This window comes from Trichococcus sp. (genome assembly GCF_049589555.1).
GTDB lineage: Bacteria > Bacillota > Bacilli > Lactobacillales > Aerococcaceae > Trichococcus.
This window is the reverse complement of the sequence record NZ_JBAWAZ010000055.1, coordinates 1-4,424: the sequence shown is the minus strand read 5'-3', so window position 1 is coordinate 4,424 and position 4,424 is coordinate 1. Positions and strand designations below refer to the sequence as shown.

Below are 4,424 nucleotides of genomic sequence, written 5' to 3'. Positions count from 1 at the left end.
CGACAGCACGTTCTGTTTGCCCAACAACAGATTTTCGAAAAACATTTTCAAGTACTGTTTATCCTGTTTCTCGCCCTGATAATAGTAGAGCACGAGGGCATTCCTGAAGTAGGCGGCATGTTCGCTGAAGAGCGAATAGTCGATATGTAGCCCTAATTTTCTCAAATATTGGATACCGAAAACGGCGACCGTCCGGGTATTTCCTTCCCTGAAAGGATGGACTTGCCAAATATCCGACAAAAATGCCATCGCATGCAGCGCTTTTTGCTCGTTGCTCAGATTTCTGTACGAGAAATTCTGTTCCTTTTCAAAATCGTACGCCAACGTATCCTGGATCATGAAATGCGAACTGTATTGGACCGTCTCCCCATCGAGCACAGGCTCTTTCTTTGTGATGTTCACCGTCCGGAACTTGCCTGCCGGAATTTCTACCGGGAAAACATCAGCGAACAAATGCCTGTGGATGCCCAACAGCGTGGAAGGGGAGAGCAGGAAGTGATCTTCGGCCAACAATTCCGCAATCCGGAGCGAAACGATATCCGCCTCGACCGTGTTGGCATCCACCTGCGCTTTCCGGTGATAATCCGAAATTTCGCGATAAATGGCGTCATATCCTTTTTTTCCTTCTATATGTTCAGAGGCCAGCTCGACCATGTACTCGGATGGGCTGAGCCCATCGACTTTTTGCAAACCAAACGCAGTCTGCCACAGAGCTAATTTAATCTGATAAGGCAACTCGTTCTCGGCCAAATCATAGGTGGGCGGCAATTTGCCTTCTGAATAGTCCATACCTATGCCCCTTTCAAATGGAAATAATGATTTTACATCTTATTATGGATTGATGCCGTCGAGTCAGACACCCAATTTTTCCTTTAAAGCCTCTGTCAATGTCAAAGAGAAGTTGATGCCTTTTTCGATGCCAAGTTCATTCAAATAATTGGGAATCGTGAGCGTCTTTTTCACCACTTTGTTGTCGTGCTGTGCTTTATATTTTTTGAAGTTGATATCCACAAGTGTCTTAATCTGAGTATTTTTTTGTAGATAGGTGATTTGATCTGGCAAGGGTAGAGGCTCGTTTTGCTCCAGTTTATCAATGACGGCAAAACCGATATAGTCCCTCGCCATCGTGATGGCCTCCGCCAAGTCTTTCCCTTGTGTATAGCCATCCACATCCGGTATCTCAACGAAATAAGGGTATTCCTCCGCCAAGTCGACGGTGATGTAGATGGGATAGATGTATATTTTGTCTTCAATCATGATGAGTCCTCCTGTTGATTCATGATAAGTGTAAAAGTTAGGTTTTATTTAAGACCGTGCTTCCTGATGAGAGCTTTTGCCAAGCGTTCATTTGTTTCCTTGTGTCGAACAATCTGTTCTTTCACATTTCCGTTGGTGTAAATATCATGATTGCCGCCATGGTTCAGGAACCACCATCCATTTTGTTCGAAAAGTTTAATAAGGTCACGGGTTTTCAATTTAATGAACTCCTCTTCAATAGTATTGTACGTGCTTAGTACGTATTCGTCAAATGGGTCGCTAGCTTTTGTTGAATAGACTTTAAAATGAAATGTCAAAAGGAATATACGCAATATATACCTTTTTTCATTAATGTGATAATTTCAGAGTCGAAGGATAAAAGTTTGGAAACCGAAAATGATAATGTAATCCAATTATTGGGTTCGATTCCCAATAGAAAAATGCGAAGATAACCATCAGCATCCTCCAGCTGGTTATCTTCGCTTTTTAGCGTTCTTTTGAACATTTTGTCTTTTATTTATCAGGCAAACTTCCGACAATTTTCCCAAACCCGACCCTATTTGCGGCAGATTTCCTCACATGCTTACTCTTGATAACCGCGAAAAAACTCATCCGCAATCAAAGTATGTCAGCAAAGCTGACGCTAACTTCTGAAAACTGGCGCAGTTTTTCAAAAGAATACTTAAATATATCGATAGCCCATCTGTCTCATCCCACCAACTGCGAACTTGAAAACCCTTCCGATTATGCAACGCCGAAAGTCAGTTTCTTTTCATAAAAACCTTACATAACTGACAAACAACAAGAAATATTCCCCGTTGTAAGCGGAATATTTTCCGGATGGAAGCAGAAATGTCATAAAGTCTATCATGAAATTAGAGCTTTTTATTTACGATGAACCGGAACCCCCGTATTATGGGGACATATTAAAAAACGATTAAAAGAAATTTCATCGGGAGGGAACAGCATGACAGTGAACGCAACATGGAATACAACGACAGCAACAACTTTAACCGGAGAAGAAGTAATAGCGATGGATCAACAGTACGTGATGCGAGCCTGGTCGAAGCAGGGCCAAGCTGCGATGGCAGTCGAAAAGGCGGAAGGCATTTATTTCTGGGACTATGAAGGCAACCGTCAAGTGGATATGTCCTCCTTATTGGTGAACGCGAACATCGGCCATCAGCATCCGAAAGTGGTGAAGGCGATCCAGGATCAGGCTGCAAAGATGTGCTTCATGGCACCGAGTTATGCGACCGATGTGAAGTCCTTGTTGGCGAAGAAACTGGTCGAGCTGGCCGGCGGGGATATGGCGCGCGTGTTCTTCACGAATGCCGGGGCCGATGCGAACGAAAATGCGATCAAGATGGCGCGGATCGCGACGGGGCGCACGAAAGTGTTCAGCGGCTACCACAGTTACCACGGCGCCACGCTTGCCGCTTCCAATGCTTCCGGAGATTCCAGACGCTTTGCGGCTGAAATCGGCGGCGCGAACGGCTTCGTGAAATTCTCCAATCCGTCTCCTTACCGTGACAATCTTCCATTTGAAAGCGAAGAGGAACTGACGGCCTTCTATCTGAAGAAACTGGGTGAACAGATCCAATACGAGGGCCCGTACAATGTGGCGGCCATCCTCTTGGAAACCGTCATCGGCGCGAACGGCATCATCGCCTATCCAAAAGGCTATCTGGAAGGGGTGCGCAACCTCTGCAACAGCTACGGCATCGTGATGATCTGCGATGAAGTCATGGCCGGCTTCTACCGGACCGGAACAGCTTTCGCCTTCCAACAGTACGGATTCACGCCGGACATGATCACTTTCGCCAAAGGGGTGACATCAGGCTATGTGCCGCTGGGAGGCGTAATCGTCTCCGAGTGGATCAGCGAATATTTCACCGAGAACCAGCTCCAATGCGGCTTGACCTACAGCGGCCACACCTTGGCTTGCGCTGCCGGCTTGGCGACTTTGGAAGTCTACGAGGATGAGAAGATCGCCGCCAACGTCGAAAAGATCGGCGCAGTATTGAAGGACTACCTGGAAGAGATGAAAGCCAAGCACCCTTGCGTGGGCGATGTCCGGACTTACGGCCTCTTCTGCGGGGTGGAGCTGGTGCTCGACAAGGAAACGCGCGAACCGCTCGTGCCGTTCAACACGCCGAACCGGATCATGCCGGCAATCTACAAGGAACTGAAGGACCGAGGCTTCTCGACTTTCGGCCGCGAAACGACGATCAGCGTCTGCCCACCGCTTACGATCACCGAAGCAGAGTTGGCTGAAGTGCTGCCGATCCTGGATGAAGTGCTGACGCTTGTCGATGAGCAATATATGTAAACTGCGCCGGTTCCCGGCCGCAACACATTTCAGAAAATCTACTATATAAGGGGTGGAGCGCATGCTAGTGAAAATTGAGGCCATCGTAAGGCCAGAGAAGACCGAACTGATTTTGGCGAAACTCGCTGAAAAGGGGCACACCGCCGTGACGCGGATGGACGTGTACGGAAGAGGGAAACAGGCAGGCATCCATATCGGCGACGTTTTCTACGACGAACTGCCGAAGGAATTGTTGTTCCTGGTGGCCGAAGCAGCCCATGAGAAGGAAATCGTCGACGTGATCACCACCCAGGCGCGCACAAGCGATTTGGGGAATTACGGCGACGGCAGAATATTCGTGCACGCAATCGAAAATGCCTATACGATCAGTAGCGGCGCTGAAGGACTTTAATAGAAGGACTGTAAAGGTGGGAATTGTATGAAGGAAGTGACAGCGATCATTCGCCTGAACAAGGTGACGGAAACGAAACAAAAGCTGGCTGCAGGCGGCTTTCCGGGATTCACTTGCCGAAAAGTCTTCGGACGCGGCAAGAACCCTCTGATAGGGAGAGACTTCCGCGAAACAGTCGGACACAGCGTGCTGATGCCGAAACGGATGTTTACGATCGTGACGGAGGATGAACATGTGGAAAATGTGATCGGCATCTTGTTGGCCGTCAACAGCACCGGTCAAGCGGGGGACGGCAAAATTTTCGTGCAAACGATCGCCCGCGAATATCAGGTACGCCGCGCATGAAACAGTTTAGGCGAAAAGAGACCAAGGAGGACAATTTTATGAAGAAAGCAGATACGCTCACAAGCGATGCACTGATTCCCGAGCAAAGCACGTCCGCGA

The 4,424-nt window shown here is 48.1% G+C and carries 6 protein-coding genes; 3 read left to right on the top strand and 3 right to left on the bottom strand.

Annotated features, from left to right (window positions below; genetic code table 11):
* The 3 genes from WBV27_RS02700 to WBV27_RS02690 form a co-directional block, all read right to left on the bottom strand.
* Nucleotides 1-768 (bottom strand): Fic/DOC family protein (locus WBV27_RS02700; protein ID WP_424199188.1); only part of this gene is annotated, 768 nt, incomplete at its 3' end.
* Between the two features lie 84 nt (nt 769-852).
* Nucleotides 853-1,257 carry a type II toxin-antitoxin system HicB family antitoxin gene (locus WBV27_RS02695; protein WP_424199186.1) on the bottom strand — a complete coding sequence of 135 codons (405 nt, stop codon included), beginning with the start codon at nt 1,255-1,257 and terminating at the stop codon, nt 853-855.
* A gap of 44 nt (nt 1,258-1,301) precedes the next feature.
* Entirely contained in the window at nt 1,302-1,475 is a 174-nt protein-coding gene (locus WBV27_RS02690) for a type II toxin-antitoxin system HicA family toxin (protein ID WP_424199184.1), read from the bottom strand.
* Nucleotides 1,476-2,224: 749 nt separating this feature from the next.
* Here WBV27_RS02690 and WBV27_RS02685 point away from each other — a divergent pair.
* The 3 genes from WBV27_RS02685 (at nt 2,225) to WBV27_RS02675 (ending at nt 4,325) form a co-directional block, all read left to right on the top strand.
* On the top strand, nt 2,225-3,589 hold the full coding sequence (locus tag WBV27_RS02685; protein WP_424199182.1) for an aminotransferase class III-fold pyridoxal phosphate-dependent enzyme: 1,365 nt from the start codon (nt 2,225-2,227) through the stop codon (nt 3,587-3,589).
* 61 nt (nt 3,590-3,650) lie between these two features.
* Nucleotides 3,651-3,980 (top strand): P-II family nitrogen regulator, encoded by a 330-nt coding sequence (locus WBV27_RS02680; RefSeq protein WP_424199180.1) that lies wholly within the window; start codon nt 3,651-3,653, stop codon nt 3,978-3,980.
* A gap of 27 nt (nt 3,981-4,007) precedes the next feature.
* Nucleotides 4,008-4,325, top strand: coding sequence for a P-II family nitrogen regulator (locus WBV27_RS02675; RefSeq protein WP_086628639.1), 318 nt, complete (start codon nt 4,008-4,010; stop codon nt 4,323-4,325).
* Nucleotides 4,326-4,424: the final 99 nt, after the last annotated feature.